Consider the following 906-nt stretch of genomic DNA (forward strand, 5'->3'; position numbering starts at 1 on the left):
GAGCCCCGCACGGTGGTCTTCACCGGCGGCGTTGGCAGTTTGACGGTTGACGTCGCCAACGATGATCAAGCCAATGGTCCTGAGCAGATCAGTGTCATCCTGAATGGGATTGCAGACGAGGCGTTTGCTATCGATCCCGCTGCTGCGACGGCAACGGGCACAGTGACAGAGGATGACGAGGTCGCACCAACAACGCCCGTACGCCTCCAGGCCGAGGACTTTACCACGGCAACCAATTACACCGTCGAGAACATCGGCGCAGCGGATGAGGGTCAAGGCATCCGGCTGCTGGGCGGTGAGTCGGGCACGGCCAGCTACGCGCTAGCCGGTGCGGTTGCGGCGGGCACTTACACCGTGATTGTCGGGTATTTTGACGAAAACGACGGCGAAAGTACGGCGCAGTTGAGCATCGGTAATGCCCAGGGTCAGAGCTTTAGCGGCGACTGGATCTTCGATAACGACGCCACCAGTGGCAATGCTGCCCAAGCGTCAAGCTTCCGCACGGTGACTTTCGAAAACGTCACGGTGGGTGACGACGCTACTCTGGACCTGGCAAGCACGGCGGCACCCTTTGAATATGCGCGCATCGACTATATCGAGTTTGTGCCCGCGGGAATTGTCGAGCCACCGGCGCCGACCTTGATCGGTATTTCCGATGCTGATCCGATGGTCGAAAGCGGCGACGAGGGTGCCACCACGCTAAGCTTCGGCCTTACCGCCTCGGAAGGCTTCAGCGGCGAGGTGGCATTGGATCTCACTATTAATGGTACATCCGAGCCCCGCACGGTGGTCTTCACCGGCGGCGTCGGCAGTTTGACGGTTGACGTCGCCAACGATGATCAAGCCAATGGTCCTGAGCAAGTCAGTGTCATCCTAGCCGGGATTGCAGATGAGGCGTTTGCTATT

1 protein-coding gene is annotated in these 906 nt (G+C 59.6%); it reads left to right on the forward strand.

Annotated elements, in window-relative coordinates; all coding sequences use genetic code 11:
• The coding region (locus HALTITAN_RS25675; RefSeq protein ID WP_039860969.1) for a hypothetical protein at nt 1–906 on the forward strand (906 nt) is incomplete at both ends.

It is taken from the genome of Vreelandella titanicae BH1, assembly GCF_000336575.1.
Taxonomy (GTDB): Bacteria; Pseudomonadota; Gammaproteobacteria; order Pseudomonadales; family Halomonadaceae; genus Vreelandella; species Vreelandella titanicae.